Origin of the sequence: Microbacter sp. GSS18 (assembly GCA_029319145.1) — a bacterium.
Taxonomy (GTDB): domain Bacteria; phylum Actinomycetota; class Actinomycetes; order Actinomycetales; family Microbacteriaceae; genus Microbacterium.
This window is the reverse complement of record CP119753.1, coordinates 1,594,844-1,607,310: the sequence shown is the minus strand read 5'-3', so window position 1 is coordinate 1,607,310 and position 12,467 is coordinate 1,594,844. Positions and strand designations below refer to the sequence as shown.

Here is a 12,467-nt window from a genome sequence, read left to right as displayed (position 1 = left end):
GCGGCCCGACGTCGGTGACGGCGTGGGCCGGGATGCCGTCGGGGCCGCTATGCGCCGACCGGCGTCAGGGCGTGGGCGATGAGCCGCTGGAGCGTCGTCATGCCGTCGCGCGACAGGATCGACTCGAGGTGGCCCTGGACCGACGCGAAGCCCGCGCCGCGCAGCGCGTACACGTCGCCGTCGGCATCCGTCGACAGCTCCGCCCCGTCCACGCGCGTGGTGCCGGGCGCGACGCGAGCCGTGAACGTGTTGTAGAAGCCGATGGAGGCGGGCAGTCCGAACACGTCCACGGTCTTCTGCAGACCCTGATGCGGCGCCGCGAGCGGACCCAGGCCGATGCCCAGGATGTCGGCGAGGATCTGGTGGCTCAGGCATACCGCGAGGAGCGGTCTGCCCGATGCGTGCCGACGCGCGACGATCTCGCGCATGCGGCGGATCCGCGGGTTCGCGCTGTCGCGCGGGTCGCCGGGGCCGGGGCCGGCCACGACGAGCTCGGCCGCGTCGACATCGGCATCGGATGCCTCATCCCACGGCACGATGCGGGCGTCCAGCCCCAGATGCCGCAGCTGGTGGGCGAGCATGGTGGTGAACCGGTCCTCGGCGTCGACGACGAGCGCCGAACGGCCCGCGAAAGGACCCGATTCGCCGGGATCCTGCGGGTTGAGCCAGAAGTCCGCGAGCCGCGCATTGCGCGAGGTCAGCAGGGCGGCGATCCCGGGGTCGTCCGCGAGCCGTCGCGCGACCGGCGCGGGCGCGTCCTCGTCGATCTCGTGCGCGGCCTCCGCGGCCGCATCGCGCGGTATCGCACCGATCGCACCGAGGACGCCGGCCGCCTTGCCGTGGGTCTCGCCGACCTCGCCGTACGGGTCGGAGTGGCGCACGAGCGTCGCTCCCACCGGCACGCGCAGACGGCCGTCGACCACATAGGCGGTCCGGATGAGGATGGGGGCATCGAGATCGTGCGTCGCCTCGCCGTCGCCGACGGCGTCTGTGCGCGGCGTGAACAGCGCCGCCACGCCCGAGTAGTATCCGCGCGGCTCGCGCTCGTGGCGCGCGATCACGGTGCACGCGTTCTGCATGGGGGAGCCGGTCACGGTGGGCGCGAACATCGTCTCGCGCAGGATGTCGCGCGGGTCCAGGCGGCTCGTGCCGCGCAGCATGTACTCGGTGTGGGTCAGCCGCGACATCTCCTTGAGGTGCGGGCCCGTGATGCGGCCGCCGTCCGAGCAGACGGCGCTCATCATCTTCAGTTCCTCGTCGACGACCATGAAGAGCTCCTCGGTCTCCTTCGTCGACTCGAGGAACTCGCTCAGGGTGGCCACGGTCGCGCCGCCGGCGGGATGACGGAACGTCCCCGAGATCGGGTTCATCGTGACCACGCCGTCGCGGGCGCTGACGTGGGCCTCGGGGCTCGCGCCGACCGCGATGTGCCCGGGTGTGACGACGAGGAACGTCCAGTACGCGCCGCGCTCGTGCTCGAGCAGTGCGCGGAACCACGTGAAGGCTGCGGTGACCGGGTCGGCGTCGACGCCGGCGACGAAGTCGCGGCGGATGACGAAGTTGGCGCCTTCGCCGCGGCCGATCTCGTCGGTGATGACGTCGCGGACGATGTCGGCGTACTCGTCGTCGGACAGATCGAAGCCGGCATCCGTCAGCGGGATCGGCGTCGTCGGCAGCTGCGCGAGGGCGGCGTCGCGCGCGACGGCGGTGTGCTCCGAGACGACCAGGCAGCGCAGCGGCGCGCCGTCGTCGTGACACGCGAACCCGCGTTCGCGAACCTGCCGGTACGGCACCAGGGCGAGCACCTCGCGCGGGACGCCGGCGGCGTCGACGAGGGGGATGTCGGCGAGCAGGTCGACGTCGACGACGTCGCCCGTGAGGACCTCGACGGTTTCGGCGTCTCGCGCGATGAGCGCGAACGGGACGCCCCGCGCGGCGAGGTCGGAGAAGGAGTCAGCGGGCCCGGTCATCTCGGTCTTTCGTCATGGGGCGGCCACCCAAACGAAGAAGACCGCCCGCAGGCGGTCATGGTCACGCGTGCCCACCGCCTATGCGGTGAGCCACCAGGTGGGGTGCGCGGACATGCGCCGAAACTACCACACGCCCGGCGGCCGCATCGTCCCGCTGCCGCCGGGCCGCCGGCTCGCGCCTCTGGGGGATCGGAGAGCGATCTCCCCGGCGACCGCGGCGCTCTTCGCGCTGAGCCGCGTGGGGCGGCGTAGGCTGGAGGGCGTGCCTGCTGTGAACATCGGAATGCCGTCGGTCCCCGAAACCCTCGCTCCGCGCCGGAAGTCGCGTCAGATCAAGGTCGGCAAGGTCCTCGTCGGCGGAAACGCGCCGGTCAGCGTGCAGTCGATGACGACGACCCCGACCACGAACATCAACGCCACGCTCCAGCAGATCGCCGAGCTGACCGCATCCGGCTGCGAGATCGTACGCGTCGCGGTGCCGAGTCAGGACGACGCCGATGTGCTGCACATCATCGCCAAGAAGAGCCAGATCCCGGTGATCGCCGACATCCACTTCCAGCCGAAGTACGTCTTCCAGGCGATCGACGCCGGCTGCGCCGCCGTCCGCGTGAACCCCGGAAACATCCGCAAGTTCGACGACCAGGTCGGCGCCATCGCCAAGGCCGCCCAGGCGGCGGGGGTGTCGCTGCGCATCGGCGTGAACGCCGGCTCGCTCGACAAGCGCCTGCTCGAGAAGTACGGCAAGGCCACGCCCGAGGCGCTCGTCGAGTCGGCGGTATGGGAGGCGTCGCTGTTCGAGGAGCACGACTTCCACGACTTCAAGATCTCGGTCAAGCACAACGACCCGATCGTGATGGTCAAGGCCTACCGCCAGCTCGCCGAGCGCGGCGACTGGCCGCTGCACCTGGGCGTCACCGAAGCCGGCCCCGCCTTCCAGGGCACCATCAAGAGCGCGACGGCCTTCGGCATCCTGCTCGCCGAGGGCATCGGCGACACGATCCGCGTGTCGCTGTCTGCGCCGCCGGCCGAAGAGGTCAAGGTCGGCCACCAGATCCTGCAGTCTCTGAACCTGCGCGAGCGCAAGCTCGAGATCGTCTCGTGCCCCTCGTGCGGACGAGCCCAGGTCGACGTCTACTCGCTCGCCGACAACGTCACCGAGGGCCTGAAGGACATGACCGTCCCGCTGCGCGTCGCCGTCATGGGCTGCGTCGTCAACGGTCCCGGTGAGGCGCGCGACGCCGACCTGGGCGTGGCCAGCGGCAACGGCAAGGGCCAGATCTTCGTGAAGGGGCAGGTCATCAAGACGGTCCCCGAGGAGGAGATCGTGCAGACCCTCATCGACGAGGCCAACCGCATCGCGGACGAGATGGGCCCCGACGCCGCGGTGGGCACGGCGCAGGTCGTCACCAGCTGACGCGCCGGTTCCGGATCTCGGAGACCGTGCCGAGAATCGGATGCGTGCGCGACGCGAGTCCGAGATCCCAGCGGACCTCCGAGCTTCCGATCGATCGTGTGCGCCCGCGAGACAGCGTGACCCCGAAGGCGCCGCTCTGCGGCACGACGAAAGGGGCCGCTGCCGGAGCAGCGACCCCACATCGGGCGTTCGGTGGACTCAGCTGAACTGGTTCATCGTGTTGTCCTTGCCGCCGGCCTTGAGGGCGGCGTCGCCGGCGAAGTACTCCTTGTGGTTGTCACCGATGTCGGACCCGGCCATGTTCTGGTGCTTCACGGTCGCGATGCCCTCGCGGATCTCGCGGCGCTGCACGCCCTTGACGTAGGCGAGCATGCCCTCGTCGGCGAAGTAGCCCTTCGCGAGATCGTCGGTCGACAGGGCGGCCGTGTGGTACGTCGGCAGCGTGATGAGGTGGTGGAAGATGCCTGCGCGTGCCGAGCCGTCCTTCTGGAACGAGCGGATCTTCTCGTCCGCGAGCCGGCCGAGCTCGGTGTCGTCGTACTCGGCGCTCATGAGCTCGTCGCGCTTGTAAGCCGACACGTCCGCCCCCTGCTCCACGAGCAGGTCGTAGGCCTGCTGGCGGAAGTTCAGGGTCCAGTTGAACGACGGGCTGTTGTTGTAGACGAGCTTGGCGTTCGGGATCTCCTTGCGGATCTCGTCGACCATGCCGGCGATCTGCGCCACGTGGGGCTTCTCGGTCTCGATCCACAGCAGGTCCGCGCCGTTGCGCAGCGACGTGATGCAGTCGAGCACGCAGCGCGCCTCGCCGGTGCCGGGGCGGAACCGGTAGAGGTTGCTGGCCAGACGCTTCGGGCGCATCAGCTTGCCGTCGCGCTTGATGACGACATCGCCGTTGCCGAGGTCGTCGTCCGAGATCTCCTCGACGTCGAGGAACGCGTTGTACTGGTCGCCCAGGTCGCCCGGCGTGCTCGTGACGGCGATCTTCTGCGTCAGGCCGGCGCCGAGCGAGTCGGTGCGCGCCACGATGATGCCGTTGTCGATGCCGAGCTCGAGGAACGCATAGCGGACGGCGGCGATCTTCGCGAGGAAGTCCTCGTGCGGCACCGTCACCTTGCCGTCCTGGTGACCGCACTGCTTCTCGTCCGACACCTGGTTCTCGATCTGGATGGCGCACGCGCCCGCCTCGATCATCTTCTTGGCGAGGAGGTACGTCGCCTCGGGGTTGCCGAAGCCCGCGTCGATGTCGGCGATGATCGGGACGACGTGCGTCTCGTAGGTGTCGATCTGCGACTGGATGAACTCCACCGCCGTCTCGTCGCCGGCCAGGCGCGCGTTGTCGAGCTGCGTGAACAGCAGGTCGAGCTCACGGGCGTCCGCCTGGCGAAGGAACGTGTAGAGCTCCTCGATCAGGGCCGGGACGGCCGTCTTCTCGTGCATCGACTGGTCGGGGAGCGGCCCGAACTCGGAGCGGAGAGCGGCGACCATCCACCCGGAGAGGTACAGGTAGCGCTTGTTCGTCGACTTCAGGTGCTTCTTGATCGAGATCATCTTCTGCTGGCCGATGAAGCCGTGCCACACGCCCAGCGACTGCGTGTAGACGGACGAGTCGGCGTCGTACTCGTCCATGTCGCGGCGCATGATGTCGGCCGTGTACTGGGCGATCTCGAGTCCCGTCTTGAAGCGGTTCTGCGCGCGCATGCGGGCGACGGACTCGGGGTCGACGGCATCCCAGGTCGAGCCGTGCTGCTCCTTGAGCGCCTGGATGGCGTCGATGTCGTCTTGGTACGCAGTCATGGTGATTCCTTCGTCGTGGGGGTCCTTCGGGGGCCCCGTGGCGGTCGCTTGACTCCACTGTGTGCCAAGGAATCACCGTCTTCTGTCCATATCCGGCCGGAAGATCGACAGAATTTCTGCGCAAAGGAAGGATGCCGTGCCGCTCGAGCCTCCGACGGCCGCCGCATCCCTCGCCGGAGGAGCCCTCTTTCCGTGAGCCATCCCCATCCGAAGCGCGGTGAAAGGGGCGGCTCGCGCCCGACGTGGTTCGGCGGCAGGCGCCGCGTGTCAGCTGATCGCGCCGTCGGCAGGCGCCGCGTCTCAGCTGATCGCGCCGCCGGCGGTGCGCACGTCGACGCGCGTGTCCAGCGACGTGCGCACGGCGATGTGCAGCGCGCGGGCGATGTCTGCGAGAGGCAGCTCGGGCTCGCCGCCGGGTGCCTGACCTGCCGCCCACGGGACGTGGATGAAACCGGCGCGCATGTCGCGGCGCGTCGCGGCCTCGTGGGCGGCGACGTAGAAGACGTGGTTGCAGACGAACGTGCCGGCGCTGTGCGAGACAGATGCCGGGATCCCGGTGGCCGTGATCGCGGCCGTGATCGCCTTCACCGGCAGTCCCGCGAAGTGCGCGGCCGGGCCGCCGGGAACACTCGCCTCGTCGACGGGTCGCATGCCGTCATTGTCGGGGATCCGCGCGTCGGCGAGGTTGATCGCGACCCGCTCGGGCGTGATGGCCGCCCGCCCTCCGGCGAGCCCCGCCATCACGACGACCTCGGGCTCGTGCTCGGCGATGAGCGCGCGCACGCGTGCGGCCGCGCCGGCGAAGGTGACCGGCAGGATCTCGGTCATGAGCACCTCCGGCCCCTCCCATCCGGAGGCGGCGACCCGCACCGCCTCGCCGGAAGGGTTCACGGCGTCGCCGCCGAAGGGCTCGAATCCGGTCAGCAGGGCGGTGCGCATCCGTCCAGCGTAGGCGGACCGTCCGCGCTGCGGCGGCCCTGGACTCGCGCCATGGGCGGCACCTTCGACGCGATCGACGACCGCCTGGCGCGCTGGATCGGACGCCAGCCCATGTTCGTCGTCGCAACGGCGCCCCTGGTCATGGCGACTGTGAATCGTTCCAATCCCCGGCGGCGTCGAAGTGCTTCGCTTCGTATGACCCCGACAAAGTTCCCCATGTGGTCTGACCACAGGCGTATGCTGGCGTCATGGTCAACCGCATGATTTGGAATCAAACGGCCTACTTCGGCGCAGGCGCCATCTCGGTCATCCCGGACGAACTCGCCCGGCGCGGCTTCGAGAAGGCGTTCGTCGTCACCGACCCGGGCCTGCTCTCCACCGGCACCGTCGACAAGGTCACGGCGCTGCTCGACGAGGCCGAGTTCGCCTACGAGGTGTACTCCGACGTCGTGCCCAACCCCACCATCGAGAACGTCCAGGCCGGTGTCGCGGCGTTCGCGGCATCCGGCTCGGACGTCCTCATCGCGATCGGCGGCGGGTCGCCGCAGGACACGTGCAAGGCGATCGGCATCATCACCGCCAATCCGGAGTTCGCCGACGTGCGCTCGCTCGAGGGCGTCGCGCCGACCAAGAACCCGTCGGTGCCGATCATCGCGGTGCCGACGACGGCGGGGACGGCATCCGAGACCACCATCAACTACGTCATCACGGATGCCGAGCACCACCGCAAGTTCGTGTGCGTGGACGCGCACGACATTCCGGTGCTCGCCGTGGTCGACCCCGACATGATGGCGGGCGCCCCGACGGCACTGAAGGCCGCGACGGGTCTCGACGCCCTCACTCACGCGATCGAGGGATACACGACCGCCGCCGCGTGGCAGATGTCGGACATGTTCCACCTCACGGCGATCCAGATGATCGCGCGCTCGCTGCGCAAGGCGGTCGCCGGAGACGCCGCGGCGATGGAGGAGATGTCGATCGCGCAGTACATCGCGGGCATGGGCTACTCGAATGTCGGCCTCGGCCTCGTGCACGCCATGGCGCACCCGCTGGGCGGCTTCTACTCGGCCCCGCACGGTGTGGCCAACGGCATCCTGCTCGCCCCGGTGATGGCGTTCAACGCCGAGGCGACGGGGGAGAAGTTCCGCAACATCGCCGAGGCCTTCGGCGTCGAGGGCGCCCAGGCGCTGTCGCTCGAGGAGGCGCGCGCGGCCGCCGTGGATTCGGTGGCGCAGCTGGTGGACGACCTGCACAGCCCGACGAGCCTGCGCGCCGTCGGCGCGAAGGAGGAGGATCTGCCGGCGCTCGCACAGGCCGCCTTCGACGACGTGTGCTGCGGGGGCAATCCCCGCGACGTCACCGTCGCTCAGATCCAGGAGCTGTACGCGTCGGTGTACTGACGAGCTCGGCGGCATCCGCTCGTCGTTCTGGACGGCGGATGCCGCCCTCGTCCGTCGGAGAAGCCGTGTATCCGTCGGGCGATCCTGACCGAATCGTCCGGCGGATACGGGCTTCTCCGACGTTCGGCGACCGCGCCCGCCCGGACGGTCAGGCGTCGACCGGGGCGAACGCGACCTCGCCGGTCGACACGTCCGCGGACGTGAGCCGCACCCTCACCGGCGAGCCGGCGGGCGCGTCGAGCCCCGGGACCTTGATCGCCGACGGCGGGCGCGACAGCTGCACGCGCGCCCCGTCGTCGCGGGCGCCGAGCACGGTGCCCCGGAAGATCTCGCCCTCGTGGCCCTTGAGCACGGCGGCCTCGACGCGGTCGACCGAGGCGTTCTCGAGCCGGTTCGCGCGCTCGATCGCGCGCCCCATCAGCTTCGGCAGCTGCGGCAGGCTCTCGCGGGCCCAGCCGGGAACCTCGCGTCCGTTGGCGAGCGCTTCGCAGATGACGAGCGACCAGCGGTCGATGAGGCGCCGGATGGGGGCGGTGGTGTGCGCGTACGGCGCCCCGACCGCGGCCTGCACCGGATCGGCCGGTGGTTCGCCGTCGAACGCGACGTAACCGGCGCCGCGGAAGAGCGCACCCGCCGCGTCCTTGATCGCGAGGGCCGAGGCATCCGCGCCGGGGAGCGAGCCGAGGTAGTCGCCGTAGGGGGTGCCGAAGCGCCACGGGATGCCGATGGCGACGGTCTTCGCACGGAACGCGGCCATGTCGTCGGGCTCGGCGGCGGGCATGGTGCGCAGGATCCCCACGCCACCGTCGAGCATGATGCGCGCCGCCGCCATGCCGGTCAGCAGCGACACCTGCGCATTCCACGCCTCGACCGGCCGGATGGCGCGGTGCCGCAGGCGGTAGCCGCCGTCTTCGACCTCGATCTCGACTTCGGGGATGTTCAGGCTCGCGCCCCCGCGCTCGCTCTCGCGATCCCGGCGAGCGTGCCCGAACCACGACAGCTCGGCGATGCTGGGCGGCGCCGAGCCGTCGTCGAACGCCGCCTGCGCTTCGGCGTAGCTCCACTGCCGCCGGGAGCGGATGACCGCTCGTGTCAGCGTGGTCGCGAGCGGGCGTGCACCGTCGTCGAGCTCGAACCGCCAGACGTACGCCCGTCGGTCGCGTCCGGCCAGCAGCGACGCGGCGTCCTGGCCGATGGCGTGCGGATGCAGCGGGATGCTGCCGTCGGCGGCGTAGAGCGTCTGGCCGCGCCGGCGCGTCTCGGCGTCCAGGTCGCCGCCGGGTTCGACGAAGGCGGGGATGTCCGCGATGGCGTAGTGCAGCACGCCGCCGCCGGACGGCGTCCTCTCCAGATGCAGCGCCTGGTCGAGGTCCGTGGACCCGTCGGGGTCGATCGTGAGGAACTCGATGTCGCGCAGATCGGCCAGGCCCGACGCCGCCGGGTCGACCGGCACCGTGCGCGCGGCGCGCTCGGCCTCCGCCACCGCCTCGGCCGGATACTCCCCGGGCAGCGACAGCGTCCGCCGGATCTCGGCGAACGCGTGCTCGAGTTCCTCACTCGCAACGGAGACGAGTCGTGGACGACGGGCGGGCACGTGGTCAGTGTAGGGGGTGCGCCGATGCCGTCCGCGGCGCCGGGCGGCCGGCCGCCGACGGTTCGGGGCGGGTGGTCAGCACCTCAGTCAGCGCCGATCCGCTCGAGCGTGGCCAGCGGGATCCCCGTCCACGTCGGGCGGTTGCGCTTCTCGTACACGACCTCGTACACGGCCTTGTCGGCCACGTACGCGTCCAGCAGCACGCGCTGCTCGCGCGCGAAGACGTCTTCCTCGTCTTCGGCGGCGCTCAACGCCGCGACGTACGCGTCGAGGAAGGCGGTGCGGGCGCTCTGCGACCACTCCTGAGAGCGCTCCGCGCGCTGGCTCTCCTCGTCGCCCGCGGCGTCCTCGCCCGGCGCCGCCATCGACATCTCGATGACGCCGGGTGCGTAGTCGAACGAGCGCAGCAGGCCCGCGACGTCGCGCCATGGCGAATCGGGCAGGGCCCGCTCGTCGAACGGCCGTCCCGGCTCGCCCTCGAAGTCGACGATCCGCCAGCCGTGAGCGGTCCGCAGCGTCTGCCCGAGGTGCAGGTCGCCGTGGACGCGCTGCACGTCCAGTCCGTCGAGCGCCGCGACCTCCGCGTACACGGCGCGGAGCCGCTCGGCGTATGGCTCGAGCTCGGGGGCCGTGCGGATCGCACGATCGAGGCGCCGCGACATCGCCTCCGCGAGCTCGGCGGCGGCCTCGGCCCCGCGCCGCTCCGCGGGGAAGCGCGCGCGCAGCAGGGCGTGGACCTCGGCGAGCGCCTCGCCCAGGCGCGCCGCCTCTCCGGCGAAGTCGCCGCCGGAGCCGGCGAGGCTCTGGGTCGGGTCGACGAGCACCGTGCGCACGCTCCCGACCGCCAGCTCGAACCCGTCGGTCGCCGTGCGCAGGAACTCCTGCAGCATGGCCAGGTGGAGCACTTCGCCGTCGAGGTCCGCCTCGATCCAGCCGAACAGCTCGGCGATGTGCGGCGAGCCGCCGCGCGTAAGCTCCTCATGGATCTCGATGTCGGGGTTGATCCCCGGGCTCACCTTGCGGAAGACCTTCATGATGGCGGTGTCGTCGAAGCGTGCGGACGAGTTCGACTGCTCGCCGGTCATCGCCGAGGACCGGAGCGTGGGGTCCAGTGCCTGGCCGCCGGAGACCCGGCGGAAGCGCAGGCCGCCGACGTCTGCGGACCCGTCGCGCTCGGCCGCGATGAAGCCTTCGAGCCACAGCGCCATGGCGTCCCGGTCGTGGACGGCGTCGTAGAGGTGGCGCACCCCGGTGTCGGTCTCGAGGGGGCCGACATAGGCGTGCCCGACCCGCTCCTCGATGTCGCCGTAGACGGCGAGAGGTACCTGGTAGAGCTCCCTTCCGCCCTCCTCATCGGAGTAGTCGACCGTGATGAGGTACACGGTGACGTCCGGGCCCGCCGCGCCGGCGGAGAGCTCGGCGAGGGTGCGAACGTGCGATACCTCGAACGGTCGGCCCTTGCCGCCGAACCAGCGGGTGCGCAGCAGGTAGCCCTCCAGGAGAGCAGGATCGATCGCGGTCACAGCAGCCCCATCTCTTCTGAATCCTCGGCCGGTTCGTGCAGCTGGAACCAGAGGAATCCGTGCCCGCCGAGTGTCAGCAGGTACGGCAGCTCGCCGATGCGGGGGAACGGGACCCCGCCGATGAGTTCGACGGGCACGAGCCCCTCGAATCGCCGCAGGTCCAGCTCGACGGGCTGGGGGAACTGCGAGAGATTGTTGACGCACACGATGACGTCGACGGTGCCGTCCTCGTTCGTGTGCTCGCGCGAGTACGTCAGCACCGATGGATTCGACCCGCCGAGGTCGTTGAAGCTGCCCAGCCCGAACGCCGGGTGCCGCTTGCGCGCGTGGATCATCTGGCGGGTCCACTGCAGCAGCGACGACCGGTTCTCCATCTGCGCCTCGACGTTGACGGCGAGATACCCGTGCACGGGATCCTGCACGATGGGCAGCGCGAGCCTGCCGGGGTTGGCGGTCGAGAACCCGGCATTGCGGTCCGAGGTCCACTGCATGGGCGTGCGCACGCCGTCGCGGTCGCCGAGCCAGATGTTGTCGCCCATGCCGATCTCATCGCCGTAGTAGAGGACGGGTGAGCCGGGCAGCGACAGCAGCAGCGCGGTGAACAGCTCGATGCGGTCGATGTCGTTGTCCAGGAGCGGGGCGAGGCGCCGCCGGATGCCGATGTTCGCCTTCATGCGCGGATCGTGCGCGTACTCGTTCCACATGTAGTCCCGATCCTCATCGGTGACCATCTCGAGGGTGAGCTCGTCGTGGTTGCGCAGGAAGATGCCCCACTGGCATCCCGCGGGGATCGACGGCGTGTCGGCGAGGATCTCGCTGATCGGGTAGCGCGATTCCCGCCGGACCGCCATGAAGATGCGCGGCATCACCGGGAAGTGGAAGCACATGTGGCATTCGTCGCCGCCCACCTCGGGGTCGCCGAAGTAGTCGACGACGTCGGCCGGCCACTGGTTCGCCTCGGCCAGCAGTACGCGACCCGGGTACTCCTCGTCGACGATGCGTCGCACCTTCCTGAGGAACTCGTGGGTCTCGGGCAGGTTCTCGCCGTTGGTGCCGGGGCGCTCGTACAGGTACGGCACGGCGTCCAGGCGGAATCCGTCCAGTCCCATGTCGAGCCAGAACCGCATGGCGTCGAGCATCGCGTCGTGCACCTTCGGATTGTCGAAGTTCAGATCCGGCTGGTGCGAGAAGAACCGGTGCCAGAAGTACTGCTGCCTGACCGGATCCCAGGTCCAGTTGCTCGGCTCGGTGTCGACGAAGATGATGCGGGCGTCCTCGTACAGCTCGTCGGTGTCGCTCCACACGTAGAAGTCGCCGTACGGACCCTCCGGGTCGCTGCGGCTGGCCTGGAACCACGGATGCGCGTCGCTGGTGTGGTTCATGACGAAGTCGATGATCACGCGGATGCCGCGAACGTGCGCCTGGTCGAGGAACTCCTGGAAGTCGTCGGTCGTGCCGAGCTCCGGCAGGATCCCGGTGTAGTCGGACACGTCGTACCCGCCGTCCCGCAGCGGCGACGGGAAGAACGGCGGGAGCCACAGGCAGTCGACCCCGAGCCACTCCAGGTAGTCGAGCTTGTCGATCAGACCCCGCAGGTCGCCGGTGCCGTCGCCGTCGTGGTCCTTGAACGAGCGCACGAGCACCTCGTAGAACACCGCGGTCTTGAACCACTCCGGCGCCGGCCTGCCGGGGGTGTCGGGAAACGGCTGCTGGGTCAGGATCGGGATCGACGACGTGTACGGTGCCGGCTCGGCGGAGGCGGTCATGCGGGCTCCCTCACATTCAGGCGTGCGGCGGCGAGACTGGTGTCGTGGGTCCGGGTACGTCCCCAAC

General features: G+C 70.1%; 8 protein-coding genes. 2 read left to right on the top strand and 6 right to left on the bottom strand.

Annotated elements, in window-relative coordinates:
- Window positions 1-47: 47 nt before the first annotated feature.
- Window positions 48-1,970 (bottom strand): chorismate-binding protein, encoded by a 1,923-nt coding sequence (locus P0L94_07595; protein WES65928.1) that lies wholly within the window; start codon window positions 1,968-1,970, stop codon window positions 48-50.
- A 262-nt stretch (window positions 1,971-2,232) separates the two neighbouring features.
- Here P0L94_07595 and ispG point away from each other — a divergent pair, with 262 nt between their 5' ends.
- Window positions 2,233-3,384 (top strand): flavodoxin-dependent (E)-4-hydroxy-3-methylbut-2-enyl-diphosphate synthase, encoded by a 1,152-nt coding sequence (ispG, locus tag P0L94_07590; GenBank protein ID WES65927.1) that lies wholly within the window; start codon window positions 2,233-2,235, stop codon window positions 3,382-3,384.
- 198 nt (window positions 3,385-3,582) lie between these two features.
- Here ispG and P0L94_07585 read toward each other — a convergent pair whose 3' ends face one another.
- A complete protein-coding gene (locus P0L94_07585) occupies window positions 3,583-5,178 on the bottom strand; it encodes an isocitrate lyase (protein ID WES65926.1) in 1,596 nt (531 codons plus the stop codon).
- Between the two features lie 300 nt (window positions 5,179-5,478).
- Window positions 5,479-6,117, bottom strand: coding sequence for a pyroglutamyl-peptidase I (gene pcp, locus P0L94_07580; protein ID WES65925.1), 639 nt, complete (start codon window positions 6,115-6,117; stop codon window positions 5,479-5,481).
- 260 nt (window positions 6,118-6,377) lie between these two features.
- Here pcp and fucO point away from each other — a divergent pair, with 260 nt between their 5' ends.
- Window positions 6,378-7,517, top strand: a complete 1,140-nt coding sequence (gene fucO / locus P0L94_07575; GenBank protein WES65924.1) for a lactaldehyde reductase — start codon at window positions 6,378-6,380, stop codon at window positions 7,515-7,517.
- 148 nt (window positions 7,518-7,665) lie between these two features.
- Here the strand turns inward: fucO and P0L94_07570 are convergent, their stop codons facing one another.
- From P0L94_07570 to treS, 3 genes are all read right to left on the bottom strand, one after another.
- Entirely contained in the window at window positions 7,666-9,111 is a 1,446-nt protein-coding gene (locus P0L94_07570) for an RNB domain-containing ribonuclease (GenBank protein ID WES65923.1), read from the bottom strand.
- 83 nt (window positions 9,112-9,194) lie between these two features.
- Window positions 9,195-10,634 carry a phosphotransferase gene (locus P0L94_07565; protein WES65922.1) on the bottom strand — a complete coding sequence of 480 codons (1,440 nt, stop codon included), beginning with the start codon at window positions 10,632-10,634 and terminating at the stop codon, window positions 9,195-9,197.
- Window positions 10,631-12,400 carry a maltose alpha-D-glucosyltransferase gene (gene treS, locus P0L94_07560; GenBank protein WES65921.1) on the bottom strand — a complete coding sequence of 590 codons (1,770 nt, stop codon included), beginning with the start codon at window positions 12,398-12,400 and terminating at the stop codon, window positions 10,631-10,633. Before treS ends, P0L94_07565 begins: the two co-directional genes overlap by 4 nt.
- Between the last annotated feature and the right edge of the window lie 67 nt (window positions 12,401-12,467).